General features: G+C 74.8%; 1 protein-coding gene (cut by a window edge). It reads left to right on the plus strand.

All coding sequences use genetic code 11. From position 1 onward, the window contains the following. Positions 1-26,616 carry the 5' portion of a hypothetical protein gene (locus tag ACFZB3_RS01920; protein WP_391368112.1) on the plus strand. It continues 1,626 nt past the right edge of the window, so only the first 26,616 of its 28,242 coding nucleotides appear in the window; the start codon lies at positions 1-3; its stop codon lies off the right edge, out of view.

A 26,616-nucleotide genomic window follows, 5' to 3' on the forward strand; every position in this document is an offset into this window, starting at 1 on the left:
ATGTCCATCCAGGTGTCTCCCCAGCTGAACAACCTGTTGTTCGTGCTGATCGGCGAGAAGATGCTGCAGGCCGACGAGGACATGGCCTACGCCAACGGCAAGCCGTACGAACGGCTGGGCCGGCGTGTCCGCGACCTCTCGGACCTGATCGAGCAGACCGCCGGGGGAGTCGGGCGCTCGCTGCCGCCGCAGGTCGGGAACAACTACGTGCGCGCGATGCACCTGTTCCTCGACAGCGGCGGTGTCAACTACCTCAAGGACTTCGCCGACCAGCTCGACGACCTGGCGAAGTCCCGCACCAAGTCCTCCATGGACATCATGGAGGCCAAGTGGCAGATCATCGCCGAGCTGATCCGGCTGCTCATCGAGCTGGCCATCATCGCGGCGCTGTCGATCTTCACCGGCGGTTCCGCCTCCAGCCAGGCCGCCGTGGCGAAGGCCCGCAGCCGGGTCGCCATTCTCACGCTGCTGGAATGGCTGATGAAGCGCACGCATCTGATGCCGAGCCTCACCGAGGCGATCGAGGAGGCCTTCACGACCTTCGCGGTGCGGCTGGCCATGATGCTGGGTGCGCCCAAGGGCCGCCGCCCGGGCGGGTTCGACTGGTCGCAGATCGTCCAGGACGGCGTCTTCGGCGCCTTCACCGGCCTGTTCCACGGCGCCCTCTCGGACCTCGCGAAGAACCTGAAGAAGAACTTCAAGAACATCCTGAACGGCCCCAACCCGTTCAAGAACATCAAGACCGACGGCAACAAGTTCAACCACAAGTTCGACGACGCCTACACCAACGGCAAGCCGGACCCGAAGCCGAACCCGAAGACCACGCCGAATCCGACGCCCAACTCCAAGATCACACCCACGCCGACGCCCACGCCGACCCCGACGCCCACCCCGAAGACGAGCCTGGGCGACAGGGCGAAGCACGAGATCGGCGAGGACATCGAGCACTTCCTCACCGAGGGCGGCGCGGAGGCGCTCGGCGAACTCGCCACGGCGTCCGTCTTCGGCTTCCCCGTCGATCCCCTGACGACCTTCCTGGGCGGCGGGCTCAGCTCGGTGAGCGAACGCCACCTGGGGCAGGGCGCGAGCGCCTTCGGAAGCAAGTTCAACATCAACCAGCCGCCGGCCGTGAACTCCGTGAACACCATCGGCACCGCGGACACGCCGGGCGACGCCGACTCCTCGTCGAACGGCCCGTCCCACTCGTCCGGCACCGACGGCAGCTCGACCGCCTCCGGCCCCGGTTCCGTCAACACGGCGTCCAGCAGCCGTGGTTCCACCACGGGAAGCGACAGCGACGACGTCCAGGGCGAGGTGCGGAACACCGGGCAGACCGATGTGACCGATGTGACCGATGTGGGGAACGACATCCCTCAGACCACCGGTCAGCACACCGCCCCCGCCGGGACGGGCACGGCCGGCGGCAGCAACCCGCGGTCCACCGCGCCCACGAGGACGCCGGAACACGGAGACGCCGACAGCGACACGCAGACGCAGTCCCCGGAACAGACCTCGCAGGAGAACCCCGGGAGCACCACGGCGACCCCGCCCCCGTCCACCACCACGGTCACCCCGCCGCCGTCGGCCACCGGCACACCCCCGGCCGCCTCCGGTGCCCCGGCCCCCGTACGCACCGTGCAGCAGGAGCCGCACGGCACCGATGACGTCGAGAGCACGGCCGACACCGGCGGCCGGCAGACCAACACCCCGTCGGACACGGCTGCGCCCGCGCCTTCCACGGCCGTCCCGACGCCGGGTGCCGACACCACCGTCGTACCGCCGGGCACCACGGGCGCCGGCACTCCGACCACGGGCGCAACGACCACGGGCAGCCCGGCTCACGGCTCCGCCGCGAACCCGACCGGCGGCAGCGGCCCACGCGCCTCGGGCCCGGGGCGCACGCAGGACACGGGGCCGGGCACCGACGCCACGAACCCCACCGGCACGGAGAACACGGACAGCACCGGCTCGCCGGGCAACGACACCGAGCCCCTCCCCACGTCCGGCACGACTGGCACGACCGGCACGACCGGTACGTCCGACGGGACCGGCGACACGGATTCCGGTGCCGGTGTGCCTACGCCGGTGCCCACCAGCAGCAGCGCTCCGTCGCCGACCGTTTCGACACCGGAGCCGGCCCCCGCCTCGGCCCCGCTCGCCGACACCGGTTCCGCCACGCCGGCCCCGACGCCCGTCCGTACCTCGTCGGACTCATCGAACCCGTCGAACCCGTCGAACCCGTCGGACACTTCGACCGAACCGGCCCCGGACAGCCCGCCCACGCCGGACACCCGAACCACGCCCGACACCGGAGCGACTCCGGCCGGCATCACCCCCGCCCCCGGCCCGGAGACCTCGTCCACCCCCGCGTCCGTCGTGCTCACCCCGTCCGTCGCACTCGCGGCCGTGCCGGAGCCCGGCACTCTCGCGGACGCGCGGGGCGGGGTGACACCCTCGGAGCGCCGTCACACCTGGGTCGACCCGGTCTCCCGGCCCAGCGGGCCGGACGGCAACCCCACCCAGTACGTGGTGCGGTCCGCGTTCGCCGTACGGCGTTTCACCCATGGCGGCGAGCCGGTCACCGACCTCACCGTCGCCTACCGGCTCACCGGCAGCCCCCACCTCGGTCCGCACGCCGACGGGGTGCACCAGCGGCTCGCCGACGGAGTGGCACGGGTCTTCAACACCGGTGGCCACCGGCTGCCCGACGGGAGCCTGCTGCACGTCACGGTCGTATCGGCCGCCCCCGGCGAACCGGCCCACCTCGACGTCACCCTCACCGACCCGGCGGACGGGGTGCCGACCACCCACCACTCGTGGCCGGCCGACATCTCCGACTCCGACCTGGCCCACGAGATCGGCCACCAGCTCGGACTGCGCGACGAGAGCGGCCTGGACCCGACCGCCCCGCACCGCGGCGGCACGAACAGCGTGATGGGGGACCACACCCCGGTCACGACGTCGTCAGCGGCCACGGAGTCCGACCCCGGCCCGGACCCGGCGTACGAGCCGGGCGGGCTGCGGCCCCGTCACCTCGCGCTGATGGGCACCCTGATCGGCGCCCCTGAGGACGACCACCTCGGCAGCGGCGGCGGCCGACGCGGTACGGTCCCGCCGGCCGCGGTCACGGGCGACCCGGGCGCGGACCCGCCCGCCCCCGCCGTCCCCACCCCGCCGTCCCCGGTGGTCACCACGTCCACGTCCACGCCCGTCCCCGGCACCGTCACGAGCGACGCGGCCCCGCCCACGGAAACGGATCCGCAGGACCCGGAGGCGACGGATCCGCAGGACCCGGATCCGCAGGTCAGCGACCCGCACGGGACCGCCCCCGCCGTGGTGCCGGCCCTCACCGTCACCTCTCCGGAGGGCGACACCGTGTCCCTGGCCGACCCGGCGGCCGGCGGTGGACGCCGTACCTCCTACCTCGGCGGCTACGGGCGGCGGCACGACGGCCAGGTGGGTCTGGTGCACGTGGAGCCGTTCTCGCCGGATGTGGTCGACGGGGTCCACCGGCAGGTGCTGGCGGCGCTGGGCAGGCCCGCACCGCGCCCGGACGACCCCGTCCTGGCGCAGCTGCGGGACGTGCTGTCGGCGGAGCAGATGGCCATGAACCTGCCGTATCTGCGCAGCCTGGGCGGCCATCGGATCACCCTGCGGGTGAACGGCGTCGACCGGACCGTGGACGTGCGGCTGACCCTCGACGACGCACGGCCGTCCGCACGGCAGGGCACGCTCGACACGAGCGACCCGGACAAACACGTGGAGCGGCGCGGGCAGGGCACCCGGGAGATCGTCTCCGCACAGCCGTCCGGCACGTTCTCCACCCTCCCGGTGCCGTGGACCGGTTCGATACCGATCGGGGCGGCGGGCCCGGTCCGCGGGGTGGACCTGGCGCTGTCCGCGACACTCACCCACAACCAGGCGGACGGCTCGGCCACGGTCACCCAGGTCGTGCAGACCACCAGCGCGCAGCGCAGCAACGAGCCGTCCCGCGCCTACGACTTCACCGGCACCTGGCAGGTGCGCACGGACGCGGATGGGCCCGCGCCGACCCCGGCACCCGCCGCCGACCCCGACCCCGCCCCCGCCCCTGACGGCACTCCGGCACCCGACTGGCGTCCGGCCGTGCAGCACGGGCCGGTCACCGTCTGGTTCCCGCAGCACCTGGTCGATGCAGACGCCGACGCCGACGCCGACGCCGATCCCGACGCCGACCCCGCCCAGGAACTGCCCCGCCCCGCCGATCTCGACCAACTGCCGGTGTACGGGGTGGACTCGGTGCTGAACCCGCGCCGGCTGTACGAGGGCGCCGCGGACCACTTCCGGGCCGACCTGGACGCCACCGCGGCGGCCCAGCTCGCCGACTTCCTCTCGGAGCCGGTCCTGCGGGGCACCTTGCCGATGCAGCGCGACGGCGGGCTGTACTCGCCGGTGCTCACCGACGCCGACGGCCGTGCGGTGGGCATCATGCGACTGGACGCGGTTGTCACCCCGGTCACCCCGGTGGCCAAGAGCATCGACAAGAAGATCAACCTGGAGAGCCACCTCGTCAACACGGTCAAGAACGACCAGAACACCACGTTCAACAGCGGGGTGACCATCGCCGGCAGCGCCGGTCCGGCCTTCACCGGCGACCACCGGCCGGGGCACCCGGACGCCTCCGGCAGCGTCGGCGGAACGTTCACCGTCAAGGGCACCGCAAGCCTCGCGGCGCAGAACGCGTTCGGCACCAGCGCCCTCGCGGGCACCATGCACGCGGTGCGGACCAACCGCAGCCATCTGCTGACCGAGGCGGACGTCGCCTACACCCTCACCCTGATCCGCCCCGACGGCAGCATCCCCACCCCCTACGCGCCCGGCACCTGGCAGCACGCCCTCGATCTGCGAGTGCTCAGCGCCGAGGACGCGGGCGGCCACGCACCGGCCGAGGACGAGGTCCGCGCGCTGCCGCACGAGCTGGCGACGCTGGAGACGGTCGGGCAGTCCGCCGCGCCGCTCGGGGTGGACGGCGCCGGGCAGCTGTTCGACGAAGCGGAGACCTGGCTGCGGGACGAGGGCTTCCTGCCACCGCCGGCGACCGCCCCGCACCGCGGCCGGCTGCCCGACGAGACGCTGGTGCAGGCCCAGTTGAACAACCTGCGGCGGCTGCGCGAGCTGCGCTCCCAGCTCGGGCTGCGGGCGGCGACCGACTCCATGGTGGACGGCGGCCACTCGCTGTACCTGGAGATCCCCTCGGTGACGGGACGGCGCCGGGTACGGCTGGAACTGGGCGCCCAGCGGGACGCGGACCGGCCGGTGGTGCACAGCAGGGTGCTGCCCGGAATCCAGGTGATGGCCCTGGCGCAGGCGGCGGGCGGCGGCAGCGGCAGGCTCGGCAACACCTACGGCCTGGGGGCCGGGTTCGGCGGCGGGCCCAGCATCCCGATACGGGGCGGCTCGTGGACCCTGAGCGGTGCCGGCGACTACCAGTACGTCGGGCAGGCCACGCTCGGCAACACCACGGCCACCACCGTCGGCCACGACCAGTTCTTCATCGGTACCGGGCAGGACACCGAGGAGTTCGAGGTGCCCGCCCGACTCACTCTCGACCTCTACGAGGGGCCGGGCCAGGACCCGCAGGTGAGGTTCGGCGAGCCGCAGCCCGAGCCCCGCGCCCAGGACGACCTGGAGGCCGGTCCGCCGACCCCCCGGCCGCCGGGGGTCCCGGGCACGGTCCGGCTGGGTGTGCCGCACGAGCGGACCGTAACCGCCGAGGAGCCCGCGCCGGCCGGTGAGCCGCACACCGTACGGCAGGTCACGCCCCTGGACAGGGAGCGGCTGGCCATGACGGATCCGGCCACCGGCGACCCGCACCCGGACGTGGTCCGGGTCCCGGACGACGCCCTGATCGACGTGATGCGCGGTACGACGGCCCTCCAGGACGCCTTCCGTCGCATCGTCACCGGCCTCGGCACCGGCCCCACGCCGGAAATCGACACCGCGCCGGGCACCGGCCCAGAGCCGGACACCGAGGCACCCCCGGCGGACACCGAGGCACCCCCGGCGGACACCGACGCAACCGAGGGGACCGTCGTCCCGCCCGTCGTCGCGCCCCCTCCCGCTCCCGGCGCTCCCGTCCGGCCGCCGGGCGGCCTCGTCGGGTTCCTGAGCAGCTCGCTGCTGGGCAACTCGCCCGCCGACACCACCACGGTGAGCGCCGAGTCCCGTACCGCGGCGCTCTCCCCGGGGTCGCTGGTCGGCCGGGGGCACCAGATCCTCAACGGCACCTACGTGGTGGAGGGCCTGACGCTGCCCGGGCTCGGTGCCGACGGCCAGATCGCGATCGAGATCCAGGCCGTCGCCCACACGCCCCGGCTGACGCAGAGCGTGAACCAGTACCTGGAGACCGGCATCTCCGTCGCCGACTCCGCGCAACAGCTCAAGGGCCTCGGCAAGACGCACCAGTTCGGCCTGGCCGGCTCGGCCACCCAGAACAACCCGCCGAGCTCCGCGACCACGACCCAGCAGTCCGCTCCCGACCAGAACCAGAACCAGGCTTCGGGCCAGGCCCAGAACCAGACCCAGACCGCGGGCCAGACGCAGGGCCAGGACGGCTCCGCGACCCCGCACCCGTCCCGCTTCAACCCGTCCGGGCGCTACCAGTACGACCGTAAGAGCGACAAGTCGGACACCCTCACCAGCAGTACCGCCACCAATCGGGTGCCCACCCAGTCCGGTCTCCAGCACCGGGTCACGGCCGACGTCACCTACCTGATCACCGTCCGGTCCGGTCGCCGCAACGTGGTCGCCAACTCCCTCGGCTTCGGACCGGCGCAGACCGTCACGCTCGCGGTGGAGGTGCCGCGCGGGCTCCAGTTCCTGATGACGGAGAGCCAACTGCGGCGCGACTGGCGGTGGATGGGTGCCGTCGACGGGCGGCCGGCGGCACCGCCCGCGACGGGCCTGGAGAGCCCGCCGCTGCCCAGCCGGTACGTCAGGGACGGCACCCTCGGCCTGGCCACGGTCACCTCAGTCACCGAACTCTCCGCCCCGGGCACGCGGCAGACCGAGCAGCGCGGCCGACTCCACGACGAGGTACGGCAGTTGGTGGACCGGTTCGCTCCCGGCGTGACCACGCCCGGCCACGCCTCCTACCTGCCCGGTGTCGCCGCCCTGATCGCCGACCACACCGGTGTCTCCGGGAAGCGGGCGCTGATCGGGCGCGGCGGCGGACAGTCCAGGTTCAGCTTCCGGCACCACCGGTTCGGTGGAGCGGCCCTGGTCGAGGTGACCCTCTCGGCACGCCCCACGAGCACCACCGCCGACCGCGGCGCACGGCGCGGCATCGCGGTGTCCGGCGACAAGTCCGGTATCGAGCAGTGGGGTTCGCACACCCCGGCGGGCCGGTCGTCCTCCGCCTCGGTGGGCCGCCAGCACCGCCTCACCGTCAACCCGACGGCCCGCTTCAGCCGCCCCCACACCGACGACCGCACCGACCGGCTCGGCCCGTCCGTCCATCTGGTCTCCTCCTCCAGCAAGGCGGACAGGCGCAGCCGCACCGCCGAGGACCGCTTCTGGCTGCGCACCGACAGCGCGGCCGACTTCGACGACCTGGACTACGAGTTCGTCGCCACCGTCCGCTCCACGCTGGTCCTGGACTGGCCGCCCAACGTGCTGGGCGCGCTGGTGCAGCGCGGCTTCATCGCCTGGGACGACGCCACCCCGTCGGCCCGTTCCTGGCTGAGCCGCACCCTCTCCGGCGAACTCGGCGACCAGGTCCGGGTACCCGCCCGGGCGAGCCTGCGGTTCACCGGCAGCGAGACGGACCAGCCCGCCGCCGACCGGCCCCCGGTGCCGGTGTCCGTCTCCCGGGTCGACCCCCGGCACCTGTACAACGGCCGGTCCCCGCTGCCGGACGCCGACCTGTTCCACCCGACGAGCCATGTGCCGGTGTACGGCTTCAACGCCTGGGACCAGCTGTACCAGGCCCTCGACCAGGTGGCCCCGGCCACCGGCAGGGGCTGGCGGGCCCAGCCTGCCGCCACCTCCGACGAGCATGCCTCGGTACGGCTGGGCGAACTCATCCAGGCCGGCACGCTCTCCCTGGACACGCCTCGCCAGGCCGGCGGCATGCTGCCGACGATGCCGGGCGCGTTCCCCCTGGAGAGCGCTCCGGAGCAGCGGCCCACCCTCACCGTGTCCCTGTACCGCCTCCGGCCGGTCACCGACGGCGGCGACGTGGCCATGGACCGGCTGCGGATCACCTCGGACAGCAACAGCACGGTGTCCGGCACGGACACCACGACCGGGCTGTCGCTGCCGTTCGTACTGAGCGCCGACGACCCCGACCGCAACCTGCTCGGCGCGAACCCGCCGCTGCTGCAACGACCGGTGGACGCGCCCAACTTCGGCAGCGCGGTGTCCGGCGGCCGCCGGGACTGGCTGAAGACCGGCAGCACCAGCCTGCCCGCCGAGGGCCGCGGCACCCGCAGCTACGAGGTCCGGACCGATGTGCACATCGAGGTCTCGGGCCCCGAGGGCGTACGGCACGTCACCGGCACCGCCACCGTCCGCATCGAGGAACGCGACGCGCTCGGCCACGGCATCACCGTGCCCCGGCCGGTTCCCCGGGTGTACGACCTGCCGGCGCTGCTGGCCGCGCAGACCGGCACGGCCCCGGCGGACTGGGCGTCGACACCGGTACGACAGGTGCCGGACGCGCTCGTCCAGGGCCTCGACCCGAGCGACGACGGATACCAGTTCTGGGTGGCGACCGGCACCGACCCGGACGGCTCCCGGCTGGCCCTCGCCCTGTACGGCGTCTCCCGGGCGGCACGCGCGCAGGGCCGCCCGGCGGAGCTGGTCACCAGAGGGCCGGAGGGGCTCCGGGTGTGGTCGTTCGACCCGGACGGCACCCTCACCGGGCCTCCGGCCACGACAGCGGCGGCGGTGGCGGACGGCACGACACCGGACGTCACCACCGGGGACCCGGCGCTCGACCAGGCGTGGGCGGACTTCGAGACCGCCGCCGCCGACCTCGACCGGGCCGTGGCCGACCACGAGCAGGCGGTGGCCGACGAACGCGGCCTGCGGGAGCTGCGGCCGGACGCGGTGGACTCCCTGGCGCAGGCGGTCACCACGCTGGCGGACGCGGAGGCGACCGCCGGGCGGACCGACACCGCCGCCGACGCGGCCGAGCAGGCCGCCGACCGCGCCGAGGCGGACCTCCGCGGCCTCACCGACCGGATCTCCACCCTGACCGGGGACATCTCCGAAGCGCGCCGCACGCTCGGCCCGCTCACCGACGCCATCGCGGACGGCGAGCGCCGGGAGGTGCGTCTCAGTGCCGAGGCCAAGGCCGCCCGGCGCCGGCTCACCGAACTCAACGAGCGTGCCGCGGCCGCCGCCCGCCAGGCCACCGGATCGGGCGACGGCACACCGAGCGTCCCGACCCCGACCCCGGCCGGCCCGAGCAGCGGTACGACGGCCGGGACCCCGGCGCCGGACACGGCCGGGCTGGAGACGTCCGCGCGGGACACCGTCGTAGGACCGCCGGCCGTCGACGGCACCGCCCCCGCGGTCGACCCGAGTCTCGCCCGGCAGATCGAGGAGGCCGATACCCAGGTCGGCCGCCTGGGCACCGAACTCGCCGGAGTGCGGGCGGAATTGACGCGGGACCGTACGGCCCTGCGGAACACCGAGACCGCCCTCGCCCGCGACCAGGAGGCCCTGGACGACGCACGGGCACAGCTGCCCGGCGCCCGCGACACCGCGGACAGCCTGCGTGCCGACGCCGACACGGCGCGCGGGCACGCCGAGGACGCGGCGCTGGCCCTGGACGACGCACGCGAGTCCCGCGACCGCGCCCAGCAGCGGCTCGACGACATCGACACCGGACTCGACAACGCCCTCGGCCGCCGCGACGACGCCGCCGCCCGGCGAGCGGCGGCGGAGACCGCGCTGCCCGGAGCGGCGGGCCCGGTGCTGGCCGCCGCCCCCTCGGCGCTGCCCACCTCACGCACGACCCTGGCCGGCACCGCCCCGCGCTGGCCGGGCTCGGGCCTCCCGCGTACGGCGGGCCCCTCCACCGGCAACACCCCGCCGGCCGACGCGGGCGACAGCTCCGACAGCGACGACGACACCGGCAGCCGGGACGGGGAATCCGACGGCGACGACCGGTCGGACGCGGACACCGAGCTGACCGTGCCGGATCCGGCGACCACCGATCCGGCGGCCACCGATCCGGCGGCCACCGATCCGGCGAAGGGCAGCCCGCCGACCGACGGCGACCCTGCCGGCCAGAACGGTGGCGGCACGTCCGGTGATCCGGCCGGCGACACCTCGGACCAGTCCAGCGGCGATCAGGACACCGGCGATCAGGAAACCGGCGACCAGCAGGAGACGAAGGGCACGGACGAAGGCACGGACAAGGGCAAGGGCAAGGGCCGTGCCCTGGACGAGCCGGGCACCGACTCCGCGGACCCCGCGGACCCGGCAGGGGACGACGCCGAGAGCGCCCCGCCCCGGCCCGCGCCCTTCCAGGTGCGGCCGCCGCGGGGCCGGCTCGTGCAGACCCGCGGCGACGGCCGGTGCCTGCTCTACACCTTCATCGGCACCGACCCGGAGCGGGTACGCGACCGCCTGCCCGGACTGCGCACCGAGGCACCGGAGACCTACGCCTGGCTGAGTCGGCCGGATCAGGTGCGCGCCGGCCTGGCCCGGTTCGCACGCTGGGACGGGATCTCCCCGATGCCCGCGGCCGGCACCCACCTGCTGATCGCCGCGGACCGGCTCCGCACCCTCGCGGAAGACCGGCTGCTCACCGCGCGCAGCGGGCGCCCGCTGCCGCGCGAGGTCGTGGGCCAGGTGCGTCAGACGCTCGCGCCGTGGTTCGAGCAGCGGACGGCCGCCATGGACCGGGCCGCGCTCCTGGCGACCCTCCAGGAGTACGGCATCGGCGGGGTGACGGAGCCCGAGGACCTGAGCGACCTGGACACCCGCTACCGCGCGGCGCTGGCCGCTGACGGTGTGCCCGACACCGGGGAACCCGGCGTACGGCGGATGTTCGCGTATCTGCGGGACACCGACCGGCTGCCCGCGCCGAACGCCCTGACCGACCCGCAGCTGCGTCAGCTGCTCGGCCACGGATACACCGGCAGCGGCGCACCGTTCACCGACGAGGAGCTGGCCCACGCGCTCGACGCGGTCGCGAACTGGTCGCGGTCGTGGGAGAGCAACCAGGGCGAGTTGTTCCTGCCGCTTCTGGCGGACACCCTCGACGTGGCGGTGGAGGTGCTGCGGCCGAATCCGTCGACCGGACTCGGGACCGTGACCCAGGTCGGCTCGCCCACCGCCGACCGGACCCTGGAAGTCCACTACACGGGCCTCAACCACTACAACGCCACCGACGCGGGCCCCCTCACCGACCCGCCGGCCGTCACGCCGTCGAGTGCGCCGCGTCGTGCGGGGGATGCGCCGAGTACGCGGCCGCCGGGTCGGTTCCGTCCGGCGCCCGAGCGGGACGTGCGGCCCGCGGTGCCGCTTTCCGGTCCGGTGCGTCGGGAGGACTGGTTCGGGTTGCGTGGTCAGGCGCGTGCGGCGGTGCAGGCCACCGAGCGGTTCGATCCGCACACCGACCAGGGCAGTACTCCGCCCCGTCCGGGCGCGCTCGGTGGTGCGACGACGCTGATCCGGTCGCATGTCCGTCGTATCCAGGCTCCGGACCTGCGGTGGGTGCGTGATCACACCCTCAACCTCCCGGTGAAGGCGGGCGACCCGGCGCATGTCGGTGTGCTGGGTGAGCGGATCAACCGGCTGCTGGACGCCCATCTGAACAGCCGTTACGCGCTTCCGAGTTCGGGTGATCAGCTGCATGTGACGGTGCGTCTGGTGGAGGACGCAGGCCATCCGGAGGCCATCACCCTCACCGACACCGCGGCTCCCGCCCGTGCCGATCAGCTGCACCTGGATCTGAACCATTCGGACGAGGATCTCCTGCACGAGGTGCTGCACTATCTGGGTCTTCCGGACGAGCAGCGGGACAACGACTTCGTCTTCCGGTCCCATGCCAACAGCACCGCGGTGCACACCAGTGGGCTGATGGCGACCACCGAGGGCGCGGTGGAGATTCCGCGCCGTTATCTCGACATCATCGAGAGCGTCACCGCGGCGGGTCCCCAACTCCACGACCACCCCTTCCAGAACACTCCTCCCACCGGCCCCGTCCAGGACCCGGCCGACCCGCCGATCCCGGCCGACACCCCGCCCGCCTGGCCCACCTCACACGCGCCGACCGCGACCCCGCCCGCGCCGGTCCCGTTCCCGTCGAGCTACGTGAACTCCTACGGCGCGCTGCCGGACGGCACGGTCGGGCTGGTGTACGCGGAGCCGTTCTCCGACGAGGTGGTCGAGGGTCTGCACGGCCAGGTGTACGAGGCGCTGGGCCTGGACCCCGACAACCCGCCCGAGGCGGTGCGCGACCAGGTACGGGACGCTCTGAGCCGGGAGAACCTCGCGCTCCAGCTGCCGTATCTGCGCTCCAACGGCGGCCACCGCATCACCGTGCGGGTCGACGGCCGCGATCACACCGTCGACGTACAGCTGACCCTCTCCGGGGCCCGGCCCTCCCTGCGGCAGGGCCGCTTCGACCCGCGTGACCCGGACAAGCACGTCGAACGGCGCGGGTTCGGTACCCGGGAGAACTTCTCCAGCCAGCCGTCCGGCACCTACCGGACGTTCCAGGTGCCCTGGACCGGTTCCTGGCCGATCACGGCGCCGACCGCGGTGCGGGCGGTGGACGGATCGCTGTCCGCGACCATCACCCACAACCAGGCGGGCGACGCCACCACCGTCACCCAGGCCGTCCAGACGACCTCGGCCCAGCGCTCCAACGAGCCCTCGGACCCGGTGGAGTTCACCACCCACTGGCGGGTGCGGGTCGACGCCCCCGCGGTCACCCCGCCGCCCGCCGCACCCCCGGCGAGCACCGCGCCCGCCCCCGCGACCGGTACCGCCCCCGCGCCGGACGGGTGGAGTGCGCCGGAGTCGCACGGCTCCACCACGATCTGGTTCCCCCGGCACCTCACCACCGCCGATCCGGCACCGGGTTCGCTGCCCGCGCCCGCCGCGCCGGCCGATCTCCCGCTCTACGGCGTCGACTCCGTGATCGACCCCAGGGCCCTGTACGAGCACGTCCACCAGACCTTCCACGCCGACCTCGACGACACCGCCGCCGGGCAGGTCTCGGACTTCCTCTCCGAGCAGGTGCTGCGGGGCACGCTGCCCATGCAGATCGACGGCGGGATCTACTCTCCCGTCCTCACCGACGCCTCCGGCGACGCGGTCGGCATGCTGCACCTGGTCACCGTGCCCACCGTCGGCACCCCGCAGCGGCAGAGCAACCCGGGCCAGATCAACCTCGAAAGCCATGTGGTCAACACCGCGAAGGTGGACCTCTCCTCGAAGTACACCAGCGGCATCGGGCTCAGCGGCAGCGCCGCCGCCGCGCTCACCGGCGACCACCGGCAGGGCCACCCGGACGCCTCGGACACCATCGGCGGCAGCCTCGGCCTGCGCGCGCAGACCCAGGCGACCGTCACCAACACCTACGGCGCGAGCAGTTCGTCCGGCACGATGCACGCCATCCGTACCAACCGGAGCCATCTGCTCACCCCCTCCGGCGTCACCTACCGGGTCACCCTGATCCGGCCGGACGGCACCGAGACCCAGGCGCCGCCGCTGGCCCCTGCCCACGGCATGGACCTGCGGGTGCTGAGCAGGGCCGACGCCACCGGCCACCCGCCGACCGCCGCCGAGGTGCGGGAGCTCCCGGACTCGCTGGAACGGCTGGACGGCATCGGGCTGAGCACGGCCCCGCTCGACGTCACCGGCACGGACCCGCTGTTCGACCGAGCCGAGGACTGGCTGCGCCGCGAGGGCTTCCTGCCGCCCCGCCCCGCGGCCCCGGGCAGCACCGGGATCGGCGCGCGCCTGGCGCAGGCGGCGCGCAATCACGAGCCCGAGCACCAGATCCGGCTGCACGCCCAGCTCAACAACCTGCGCCGGCTGCGCGAGGCCCGCTCCCGCACCGGGCTGCGCGCCGCCACCGACGCGATGGTGGACGGCGGGCACGCCCTGCACTTCGAGGTGCCGAACAGCACCGACACCGGCGTCCGCCGGGTCCGGCTGCTGCTCACCGCCGTCCGTGACACCCCGAACCCCAGCACCCACCGCCGGGTCCTGCCGGGCATCCAGATCATGGGCCTGGCCCAGATGTCGGGCGGCGACACCGAACAGCGCGGCGAGTCCTACGGCGGTGCGATCGGGCCGATGGGAAGTGTCAGCGGGCCGCTGGGCGGCTGGGGCTCCATCGGGTTCGGCGCCGACTACCAGTACGGCCACCAGGTCACCCACGGCGACACCGTGGGCGGCGCCACCGCGCACGACCAGTTCTTCATCGCCTCCGGCCAGGACAGCCACGACTTCGAGGTGCCGGTGCGACTGGCCCTCGACCTCTACGCGGACGACGGTGACCGGCCCAGCGAGCGGTTCGGGCAGGACGTGAACCAGGCCGCCCTCGCCGCGGCGCCGCCCGCGGTCGTCCCACCGGCCGTCCCACCGGTCGTCCCGCCGGTCGTCTCCGGTGCGCCGCCCGTCGTCCCCGCGCCGCCCGCCCCCGTCCCGTCGACGGTCGCCGGCTCGCTGCGGCTGGCGGTGCCGCACGGCCGTACCCACGCGCCCTCCGCCACCGCAGGGCCGCTCGCCGCACGTGCGGACGGGGTGCCGCGCCCTGCCAACGCGACCGACCTGGCCCGTCTCGACGCGACCGACGCCACCGGCACCCCGCGTCCGGAACTGGTGCGGGTACCGGACGACGCCCTGATCGACACCGTGCGCGGCTCCGCGGCCATCGAGTCGGTCTTCCAGCGGGCCGCCGCGGACATCCGCCGCCAGGCCCAGCCGACGCCCCCCGCCACCACGACCACCGGCACCGGCACCGGCCCGATCCTCCCGGTCACCGCCCCCGGCGTAGCCCCGGCCCCGGCGCCGCCCGTCGCCGCGCAGCCGCAGCGCGACGGAGTCTCGCCGCTGGCCGGGCGTGGGCTGACGGACAGCAGGACCCGCGCCGCCGAGACCCGGCACGCCGCGCTCACCCCGGGCAGCCTCGTCGCCCACGGCCACCAGCTGTTCAAGAACTCCTACGTCGTGGAGGGCCTGAGCCTGCCCGGGACCGTCGCCGACGGCCAGTACTCCCTGGAGATCCAGGCCATCGCGCACCGCCCCCGGCTGCTGGACACCACCAGGCAGTACCTGGAGACGGGCGTCACGGCCACCGACAGCGCCCAGCAGCTCAAGTCCCTCGGGAAATCCCACCAGTTCGGCGGCACCGGAGTGCTCACCCAGAACCCGCCCACGGTGCCGGAGGGCCCGGACGACGCGGCCGGGCAGGGCAACACCGGCCCCGAGTCGGACGGTTCGGTCTCCCACGGTGCCCCGAGCCGCAGCGGCAAGCCTTACAAGGGCCTGTTCAACCCGTCGGGACGGCTCGGCCACGTGGCCCGCACCGACACCTCCGACACCCTCTCCGCCGCCACCGCCGCCAACCGCACCCCCACCGAGAGCGGCACCCTGCACCGGGTGGTCGCCGACGTCACCTATCTGGTCACGGTCCGGGCCGGCTCCCGCAACCTGTTCAACGGGGTCGGCGACCCCGGCACGATCGCCCCCGTCATCTTTGCCGTGGACGTTCCCGACGGCCTCCAGTTCCTCATGACCCAGGGGCAACTCGCCCGCGACGCCCGGTGGCTGGGCTCGGTGCAGGGGCTCGTACCGGCGCCCGCACCGGCTCTGACGGCGGCGCTGCCGGCTCCGTACGCCCGCAACCGGGAACTGGGCGTCGGCGGGGTGCTCTCGGTCATCGAGTACCAGCAGCCCGTCGCCGCGCCCCTCCCGTCGACGGGCAACCCCGCGGGCGCGGTCCCGCTGGTGCCGGTGAACCCGAGGGAGCGGCGCGGCCAGGTCCGGCGCGAGCTCCTCGGGCTGGTGGAGGCCGAGGCACCCGGCGCGGTCACCCCGGGGCACTCCGGCTACCAGCCCGGTGTGCACAGCCGGATCGCACAGCTCACCTCGACCGCGGGCCTGCGCTCGCTGCCCGGGCGCGGCCCGGACGGCACCCCGCGCCGCGCCACCACGCGCTTCCACTTCCGCCACCACGGACACGGCGGCGAGCGCCTGGTCGAGGTCACCCTGACCGCGGTGCCCCGGCGCACCCAGAACCTGGCCGCCGTCCGGGGTTCCTCGGCGCCCGGCTCGGGCCTCGAACAGTGGCAGTCGCACACCTCCTCGGGCCGTACCACCACCCGGGCCTCGGTACGGCAGACGCAGTTCCCGGTCACCCTGACCACCCGCTACCTCCGCCCGAACCAGGGTCCCGACCCGACCAGGGCGGACCGCGCGGCGCCGGTGTTCACCCCGCAGGCGGCCAGCAGCAGGTCGGCCCGGCGGGCCACCACCGCCGACAACCGGTTCTGGCTGCGCACCGACAACGGCGCCGACTTCGACGGCCTGGAGTACGACTACGCCCTCTCCGTCCGCTCCGCCCTCGTCGCCGACTGGCCGCCCAACGTCCTCGGCGGCCTCCTCCAGAACGGCGTCATCGCCTGGGCCGACGCGAACGGCGACGTACGCCGCTGGATGGACGAACTGCTGGCCCGGGGCAATCCCCGCCTCGGCAGCGTCCCGGTCCGGCTGACCCTGCGGTTCACCGGCACCGAGACCGGCGCGCCCACCCGGCCGGCCACGGTGACCGCCCCGTCCGTCGTCTCCGGCGCCGACCCGCGCAACACCGTGCTGCCCGGCCCCGCCCGCACCCCGTACCTCGCCGACGCGCAGATGTTCCACCCGGTGGGCCCGACCCCGGCGTTCGCCTTCGACGGCTGGGCACACCTGGAGACCGCACTGAACGAGGTGGCGCCGCGCGGCGGCCGCGGCTGGCACGCGCAGATCACCTCCGTCTCGGTGGAGGGCCAGGCGGTCCGGCTCGGCCAGCTGATCCAGGCCGGCCGGGTCTCCCTCGACCGGCCCCGGCTGGCCGCCGACCTCACCCGCCGGATGCCCGGCAGCACGCCCTTCGAGGGGGCGCCGGCCCAGTCCCCGTCGATCTCGGTCACGCTCTACAACCCGCGCCGCTCCACCCACGCCGACGACGTCACCCTCGACCAGCTCCACAACACCACCGACACGGTGTCCACCGCGGCCGGCGCCGACCACTCCTTCGCCACCGCGTTCACCGAACTCCTCAGCGGCGACGACGACAACCGCCAGCTCGCCGGTCTCTCCGTGCCGCTCGCCCAGCGGCAGACCCAGCCCTCCGCCTTCGGCGGCACGACGACCGGCAGCCGCCGCGACTGGCTCAAGTCCGGCAGCACCAACGCCCCGGCGAACGGGGCCCGTGGCACCCGCAGCTACGCCGTCGACGCCGATGTCCACCTGCTCGTCGAGGGCCCGGAGGGGACCCGCCACGTCACCGGTACCGTCACCCTCCGCGTCGAGGAACGCGACCTGCTCGGCCACGGTCTCATCACCCCGGCCGAAGCCCCGGCGAACGTCCACGACCTGCCGGCGCTCATCCCCGACTGGGCCACCGCCGCGCCGCACATCCTGCCCGAACGCCTGCACTCCGTGATTCCCGCGGGCAGCCACGGCGTGCAGTTCTGGGCGGCCCTGGGCGCCGACCCGCACGGCACCCGGCTCGGCCAGGCCCTCTACACGGCCTCCCGCGCCGCCGTGCTCGGCAACCGGCCCGTCGAGCTGATGACCCGTGACCCGCGGGGCATCCGCCGCTGGGAGTTCACCCCGGACGGCGCCCTCGTCACTGCCGACCCCGCTCTCACCACCGCCTGGACCGCCTTCCACGCCCAGGCCGAACTCCTGCACTCCGCCACCGACACCCTCACCGACAGCCCCCAGCGGCTCAACCGCCTCACCCTCTCCCTCCAGCACGCCAACCGCGCGCACACGGACGCCACGGACGCGCTCGGGTCGGCGCGGCAGGCGGTCACCGACGCGCTCGCCGCCCAGCAGCGCGCACGGGCCGCGGCCGTCGCCTCCACGCGGGCCGCGCGGGACGCCGGCGCACTGGTCAAGCGGTTGCGGAACGGGCTCGCGGACGCCCGGCGCACCGTCACCACACTGCCGGCGGTGATCGCGCAGAACGAACGGAACGAGACCCAGGGCCGCCATGACCTCCGGACGGCGCTGGCCAGGCTGACCCAGGTCGAGAACGCCGTGCGCGCCGAACGCGCTGCCGCGGCCGCAGCGGCAGCCGCAGCCGCAGCCGCAGCCGCAGCCGCAGCCGCGCAGGCAGGACGGGGCGGACAGGGCGGGCAGTCGAGCGCCGCTCCCACCGCTCCCACCGCTCCCACCGCTCCCACCGTTCCCGTCACTCCGGCCGCCCCGCCGGCCCCCGCCGCGGCCGGCACCCCGCGCTCCAGCCGTCCCGCGGCCGACGTCGCCGACGACCCCCGGGTGCAGGCCGTGGTCCCGGCGATCACCGCCGCCGAGAACGCGATCCAGCAGGCCACCGACCGGCTCACCGCCGACCGGGCGGCGCTGGGACAGGCACAGCGGATCGTCACCATCGGACCGGCCCGCATCCGCCAGGCGGAACAGGACCACGCGGACGCCGTCGCGCAGGCGCGGAACGACGCGAAGGCCGTGGACCGCCGCGACGAGAACCTACGCGTGGCCAGGCTCCGCGAGACCCGCGCCCAGGGCCATGTGACCCGGGCCCAGGCCAAGGTCACCCGCCGCAACAAGGAACTCGCCGACGCCGTCACCGCACAGCAACAGGCCGCGGCCGACCAGATGTCGGCCACCGGCGCGCTGCCGGGCCTGTCCGCCGCCGTCCACGACAGCGCCCCGACGCCCGAACAGGCACTGCGGACCACCTTCGCCACCACCCCGCCCCGCTGGCCCGACCCCGACGGCCGGGCCACCCCCCTCCCGGCCGGCGGCCAGACCCACGACCCGACCGCCGCCCCCACCACCGGCACCACCGTCACCGGGACGACGGGGACCACGACCACCCCGTCGACGTCCAAACCGGCGAACCAGCAGCCGAAGAAGACCGGCACCAGCAAGGGCAAGACCGCAGACAAGGGCAAGACCGCAGACAAGAGCAAGGCCGCAGACAAGGGCAAGGGCAAAGCCACGCTCGTGCCGCCGCCCCCGCCACCCGGCACCACCACCACGACGCCGGCCACTACCGCCACGACGCCCGGCACCAGCACCACGACGCCGGGCACCACCACCACGACGCCCGCCGTCCCGCCGTCCCCGTACGTCACGCCCCGCGGCAACGGCATCCAGACCCCCGGCGACGGAAACTGCCTGCTCTACGCCGTCATCGGCAGCGCGCCGCAGCTGGTCGCCGCCCGCCTGCGGCAGGCCGACCCGACCCTCGACGCGGGCCTCGCCGGCTGGCTCGGGCAGCCGGGCCGCGTACGGCAGACCCTCATGGCGCTGGCGCAGCACCCGCAGACCGCCGTCCAGGGATCCGGTCATCTGCGGGCCGCCCGCCAGGGGTTGCAGAACCTGGTGCTGACCCGGCTGGCGGCGGCCCGCAACCACACCCAGCCGCTCCCGCCGCAGGTCCTCGGCCAGCTGAGGGGCGTCCTCGTCGGACGGTTCGCGGCGGAGGCGCAGAACAGGTCCGCTGCCTGGGTCGACGGCCAACTGACCCGGTACGGCATCACCGGCGTGACCCGCGCCGAGGACATGGACCCGGTCGACCTCCAGACCCGGTACGCCCAGGCCGTCTCGGCGCCGGGCGCGCCGCCCGCCCCGGCCGGCAGCCCGCCGAGCAACCGGCGGATGTTCGCCTATCTGCGTGCGGTGAACGCGCTGCCGACGCTCGCCACCATGACGGTGGACGAGCGCAGGGCACTGCTGATCGCCCGCTACCACCAGAGCACCACCCCGCTCACCGCGCCCGAGGCGGCCGAACTCGACCGCGCCGTGCGCAACTGGTCGGCCGAGTGGGCGAACTCGGTCGGCGACACGTTCCTGCCGCTGCTCGCCGACACGCTCGGCGTTCCGATCCAGGTCTTCCAGCCGGTGTCCGCGGCGCTCGCCGGCACCACCGCGACCGGCGGCCCCCGGGGCATCATGCTGCGGTACGGGCCGGCCACCAACGCCCCCGCGATGGAGCTGTACTACACGGGCCTGAACCACTACAGCGCCAGCGACGCGGGCCCCGCCACCGCCGCCGGCCCTGCGGGTGTGACGCCGTCGAGTGCGCCGCGTCGTGCGGGGGATGCGCCGAGCACGCGGCCGCCGGGTCGGTTCCGTCCGGCGCCGGAGCGGGACGTGCGGCCCGCGGTGCCGCTGGCGGAGCCGGTCCGCCGGGGGGACTGGTTCGGGTTGCGTGGTCAGGCGCGTGCGGCGGTGCAGGCCACCGAGCGGTTCGATCCGCACACCGACCAGGGCAGTACCCCGCCCCGTCCGGGCACGCTCGGTGGTGCGACGACGCTGATCCGGTCGCATGTCCGTCGTATCCAGGCTCCGGACCTGCGGTGGGTGCGTGATCACACCCTCAACCTCCCGGTGAAGGCGGGCGACCCGGCGCATGTCGGTGTGCTGGGTGAGCGGATCAACCGGCTGCTGGACGCCCATCTGAACAGCCGTTACGCGCTTCCGAGTTCGGGTGATCAGCTGCATGTGACGGTGCGTCTGGTGGAGGACGCCGACCACCCGGAGGCCATCACCCTCACCGACACTGCCGATCCCGCCCGTGCCGATCAGCTGCACCTGGATCTGAACCATTCGGACGAGGATCTCCTGCACGAGGTGCTGCACTATCTGGGTCTGCCGGACGAGCAGCGGGACAACGACTTCGTCTTCCGGTCCCATGCCAACAGCACCGCGGTGCACACCAGTGGGCTGATGGCGACCACCGAGAGCGCGGTCGGGATTCCGCGCCGTTATCTCGACATCATCGAGAACGTCACCGCGGCGGGTCCCCAACTCCACGACCACCCCTTCCAGAACACCCCTCCCACCGGCCCCGTCCAGGACCCCGCCGACCCGCCGATCCCGGCCGACACCCCGCCCGCCTGGCCCACCTCACACGCACCGGTCCCGGCGCCGTCGTCCTCGTACGTCCTCGCGTACGGACGGCAGCTGGACGGCAACGTGGGGCTGGTGTTCCTCGAACCGCTGTCGGCGGCGGTCGTGGACGGGCTGCACGAGCAGGTCATGGCGGCGCTCGGGCTGGCGCACGCGCCCGACACGCACCCGGTGCGGGAGCAGTTGCGGACCGTGGCGAGCGCCGAGGAGCTGGTGCTCAACCTGCCGTATCTGCGCGGCAGTCTGGGCCACCGGATCACGCTGCGGGTGAACGGCCGGGACCGGGTGGTGGATCTGCGGCTGCGCCTCGCGGACCCGGTGGCGGCGGCCCGGTACGGGCAGGCCGAGGGCGCCGAGCGGGACGTGCGGGTGGAGCGGCGCGGCGTCGGCACCCAGGAGTCGGTGTCGGCGGAGGCGTCCGGCACGGTCCGCACGCTGCTGCTGCCGTGGACCGGGCTGTTCCCGGTGACCAGGGCGATCCCGGTGCGCGGCGTCGACGCCGCGCTGACGCTCGCACTGACCCTGAACCAGCTCGCGTCGACCTCGTCGGTGACCACGGTGGTGCAGACGACGTCGGCGCAGCGCAGCAACGAGCCGTCGGAGCCGTACGACTTCACCGCCCTGTGGGAGGTGCGGCTGGACACCCCCGCACTGGCCGCGCCGGTCACCTGGGGGGTGCCGCAGTCGCACGGGCCGGTGACCTTCTGGTTCCCGCAGCACCTGGCGCGGGACGAGGAGGGCGAGCTGCCGGCGGCCGCCGACCTGGACGACCTTCCGGTGTGGGGCGTGGACACGGTGGCCGAGCCGGGGCGGCTGCTCGCGGAGGCGCTGGAGCACTTCGGGGCGCGGCTGCGGTCGCTGGACGCGGACTCCCTCGCGGAGCTGGAGACGTTCCTGTCGGAGCCGTTGCTGCGGGGCACCCTCCCCATGCAGCGGGACCGGGGGGTCTTCTCGCCGGTGCTCCTGGACGGGTCGGGGCGCGCGGTCGGCATGTTGCAGCTGCTGACCGACGTGGCCGTCGGGGACCCGCTGCGGCGCAGTGTCCCCGGGAAGATCAATCTGGAGAGCCATCTGACCCAGGTGGTGCGGATCGAGTCCCAGTCGAGGTTCAGCAGCGGGCTGTCGCTGTCCGGGAGCGTCGGCCCGGCGCTCACCGGCGACCACGCCGAGGGCCACCCGGACGCGGTGCGGCGGGTCGGGGGCGGTGTGCTGGGCCGGGCCTCGGCCCAGGCGGGGACGAACGAGTCGCTGGCGCAGAGCGGCACCGCCGCCCTGATGCACGCGGTGCGCAGCAACCGGAGCCATCTGCTGGCGCCGGCCGAGGTGCAGCACCGGCTCGTGCTGCACCTGCCGGGCGGCGGGCAGGTGCCCTTCACGCCGGACGCCTGGCCGCGCGGGATGCATCTGCGGCTGCTGACCGCCGAGGACGCCCGCGGCCACGCCCCGTCGCCGGAGGAACTGCGGCGGCTGCCCGCGGAGTTGGAGCATCTGCGGGCGATCGGCACCACCACGACACCGCTGGGTGTGGAGGGCGCCGAGCCGCTCTTCGTGCACGCCGAGAACTGGCTGCGCCGGGAGGGCTTCCTGCCCGCCGACACCACCTCGCGCAACCGGGTGCTGCCCGACGAGGCCCTGGTGCAGGCCCAGTTGAACAACCTGCGCAGGTTCGAGCAGGCCCGGTCCCAGGTGGGGCAGCGGGCCGCCGCGGACGCCATGGTCGACGGCGGCCATCCGCTCTTCCTGGAGATCCCGACGGTGACCGGCACCCGCCGGGTGCGCCTGGTGCTCAGCGCGGTGCGCGGGGCGGGCGACAGCGTGCACACCCGGGTGCTGCCGGACGTGCAGGGGATGGGCGTGGCGTCCCTGTCGACGGCCGGCAACGACCAGCGGGGATCGTCGTACGGCGTGTCGTACGGCGGCGGCGGTTCGTTCGGGCTGCCGGTGCGCAAGGGCGCGTGGACGCTCGGCGGCACCGGCGACCATGTGCGCGGCCACCAGGTGCAGCACGACAACAGCGTCCAACTGTCCGTCGGGCACGACCAGTTCTTCATCGGCAGCGGGGCGGGACAGCGCAGCGAGGTGTTCGAGGTGCCGGCCGAGCTGGCGCTCGACCTGTACGAGGGGCCGGGGGAGGAGCCCCTGGTGCGGTTCGCGCACGAGACGGTGACCGAGCCGTACGTACCGCACGGCGCCCCGCCGGCCGGCCCGCCGGTCCCGCGGCCGGACCGGGTGCCGGGGACACTGCGGCTGTCGGTGCCGACGCACCGCACGCTGCCCGCCGCCGCGCCCGCCCCGGCGGCACCCGCGGCCCACACCGTGCGGGCCGCCACCCCGGCCGACCGCACCCTGCTCGACCTGACCGACGAGCACGGCACCCCGCTGCCGGACTCGGTGCCGCTGCCGGACGACTCGATGGTGGAGGTGTTCCGGGCGTCGGCCGCGCTGGACGAGGCGTTCCGGGCGGTGCTCGGCAACACCTACCCGGGGCATCCCGCCCGGGGCCTGCTGGGCGACGTACGGGACGCGGTGGCCGCGCGCACCCCGGCGCCGGTGGCGCGCGTCGGCCGGGCCGTCGGCGAGTCGCTGGCCGGTGCCGCCGCCACCGACCCGACCACGGTGGCCGCCGAGATGCTCACCGCCGCCCGCAGCCCCGCGGCCCTGCTGGCCCGCGGCCACCAGGTGTTCAAGGGCGCCTACGTGATCGAGGGCCTCACCCTGCCGGGGCTGGCCGCGGACGAGGTGCTGTCGGTGGAGATCCGGGGCGCCCTGCGGCGGCCGCGGGCGGCGGGCGACGTCTCGCAGTACTTCGAGACCGGGCTGAGCGCCGGCGACGGGGCCGGACAGCAGCGGGGGGTGTCCAGCACCGTGCAGTGGGCGGGCGGCTTCACCGCGGTCCGCAACACCTCGTCGGCGCAGACCCCGGCCGCCGACCAGGCCGCAGGCAACGACGACGGCGGCATGCACCACCGCCGTGCCGACGACCCTGCGCCGCAGCAGGGCGGCGGCACGACGGCGTCCACGCACCGGCCGTCGACCCTCAACCCGTCGGCCCGGTACAGCCGAACCACCCGGGGCGACCGGTCCCGGGCGCTCGCCTCCTCGACGGTGGTGAACCGTACGGCCACCGAGAGCGGCGCCCAGCACCGCATCGCGGCCGACGGGCTCCTCCTGGTGACGTTCCGGCGGGGCCGCCGCAACGCCGTCGGCAACGCGTTCGGCCAAGGTGAGGGCCGTACCGTGACGGTGGCGGTGGAACTGCCGGACGCCGTACGGTTCCTGGCCACCCCGGCACAGATCCGGCGCTACGCCGCCTGGTTCGCGCCGGTGGCCGGTCTCACCGTGCCCGCGCCGGTGCCGGGTTCGATACCGCTGCCGCGCCGGTTCGTCGCCTCCCGCGAGGTGGGACTCGGCAGTGTCCAGGCGATGGACCAGTTCACCGACGCCACCCGGACCGTGCGGCGCCCCGACGAACTGCGGCAGCGGCTGCTCGGACTGGTGGAGGACGAGGCGCCCGGCACGACGCGGCCGGGGCACTCGTCGTATCTGCCGGGGGTGGCGACCAGGATCGCCGACCTCACCTCCACGGCCGGGCTGCGCACCCTGGCCGGGCGGGGACCGGGCCGGGTGCAGCGGTTCCGGTTCCGGCACGTCGGCTACGGCGGCGCCCGCCTGGTCGAGGTGACGCTGCGGACCGAACCGGACGCCGACGAGCACGCGCTGCGCCTGCTGCGCGGGTTCCCGGCGGCGGCGGGCGCCGGGATCGAGCACTTCCTCGGCCACACCCCCTCCTCGGTGACCGACCGGACCGCCCGCAGCGTCCGGCACTCGGGGTTCGTCCAGTTCCAGTCGCGCATCCCGAGGCCCACCGGCGGCCCCCGTACCGACCGGGCGAACGTCCTGCTCGGCGGCGACACGGTGCGCGGCAACTCAGCGCGGGTGACCCGGGCCGCCGAGGACCGCTACTGGCTGCGCACCGACAGCGCCGCCGACTTCGAGGGCGTCCCGTACCGGATCGTCGCCGAGGTCCGCTCGACCCTCACCGCCGACTGGCTGCTTGACCTGCCGGGCAGCGTCCTCCAGCACGGGGTGCTGAGCCTGACCGACGCGGACACCCCGCTCGCCGACCGGATCACGCACCTGTTCCTGGGCCGGCCGGCCCGCACCGTCACCGTGCACGCCGCCGCCGCGCTGCGCTTCACCGGCAGCGAGACCGCCGAGCCCGCGCCCGCCACCGGGGCGCCCCTGGCGGTGGGACGGCACGACCGGCGCCCCGCGGTGACCGGGCGGCGGTTCACACCGGGCGGCCCCGCGCCGGTGTTCGGCTTCGACGGGGGCGCCGAACTCGCCGCCGCGCTCGCCGAGGTGGCCCCGGACCTCACCCACTCCTGGCGGTCGCTGACCGCCTCGGACTCCGCCGACGCCACCGCCGTACGGATCGGCGAACTCGTCCAGGCGGGCACGGTCTCGCTGGACCATCCGCGCGGCCCGGCCGGCATGACCACCGTGATGCCGGGCGCCTACCCGTTCCAGGGCCGTCCGGGCACCCCGCCCCGGCTCACCGTGGAGCTGTACCGGCCGCGCCCGGTGACCGACACCGGCGACGTGACGGTGGACCGGCTGCGGATCAGCACGGTCAGCGCGGGCTCCGCCTCGCAGGCGGGCCTCACCGGAAGCCTCTCGGTGCAGGGCGGCTTCAGCGCCGACGACGCGAACCGGCAGCTGCTCGGCTTCACCCTGCCGGTGCTGGCCCGCCAGCCGCAGCAGCCCGGGACGGGCGCCACCGTCAGCGGCGCCCGCCGGGACTGGCTCAAACACGGCAACACCACCACCCCGGCGGACTCCCGCGGCACCCGCAGCCACGAGACCCTCGCCGACGCGCTGATCACCGTGCACGGCCCGAACGGCGTCCGGTACGTGACCGGCACCGTACGGATCCGGCCCCTGGAGCGCGACCTGCTCGGGTACGGGGTCACCGGCGCCGCCACCGACCCGGGAGTGTTCGACGGCGCCTCCCTGGCCCGCGAGGCCGCGGACGCGCGGGCGGCGGACGGCCGAGCGGACGACGTGCTGCGGGACTGGCGGACCGTGCCGCTGCGGGACCTGCCGACCCTGCTGGCGGACGGCATCGGGGCGCACCCGGGAGGCGGCGACGGCATGGTGCAGCTGTGGCTGGCCGTCGACGGCAGCGCGGACGGGACCGCCCGCGCCCTGTACGCCGCGTCGGGCACCGCCGCCCTCCTGCGCCGACCGGTCGAACTGGCCCTGCGCGACGGCGAGGGCGTGCGGTTCCGCCGGTTCGACGCCCAGGGCGACCCGGACATCACGCCGACGGAGGACCAGGACGACGGCCCGGACGACGGCCGGGACGACGGCGAGGGGGACGGCCGGGACGACGGCTGGACGGCCGTACGCGCTCAGATACGCATGCTGGAGGAGGCCGGGCAGGCCGAGGACGCGGCACGCACGCATGAGGCTCTGCTCCAGGCACAAATCCCGGACGCCCGACGCGCG

Source organism: Streptomyces sp. NPDC008092, assembly GCF_042957285.1.
Taxonomy (GTDB): Bacteria; Actinomycetota; Actinomycetes; order Streptomycetales; family Streptomycetaceae; genus Streptomyces.